Below are 478 nucleotides of genomic sequence, written 5' to 3'. Positions count from 1 at the left end.
GTCCTCCACGAAGTCTTACCTCCGCTTCAACCTGCCCATGGCTAGATCACTCCGCTTCGGGTCTTGGGCGCGCTACTCAATCGCCCTATTCGGACTCGCTTTCGCTACGGCTTCCCCACACGGGTTAACCTCGCAACACACCGCAAACTCGCAGGCTCATTCTTCAAAAGGCACGCAGTCACGAGAACAAGGCAAGCCTTGTTCCGACGCTCCCACGGCTTGTAGGCACACGGTTTCAGGTACTATTTCACTCCGCTCCCGCGGTACTTTTCACCATTCCCTCACGGTACTATCCGCTATCGGTCACCAGGGAATATTTAGGCTTAACGGGTGGTCCCGCCAGATTCACACGGGATTTCTCGGGCCCCGTGCTACTTGGGTGTCGCACAAGCAAGCCGTATAGATTTCAGCTACGGGGGTCTTACCCTCTACGCCGGACCTTTCGCATGTCCTTCGCCTATCCATACGGTTTCTGACT

General features: G+C 56.1%; 1 rRNA gene. It reads right to left on the bottom strand.

The annotated features are described in order from the left end of the window. Positions 1-478, bottom strand: a 23S ribosomal RNA gene (locus ACSNOH_RS35125); the annotation flags it as partial.

The organism is Streptomyces sp. URMC 127 (assembly GCF_051386535.1).
Classification (GTDB): Bacteria; Actinomycetota; Actinomycetes; order Streptomycetales; family Streptomycetaceae; genus Streptomyces.
This window is presented reverse-complemented; position numbering and strand designations above follow the sequence as displayed.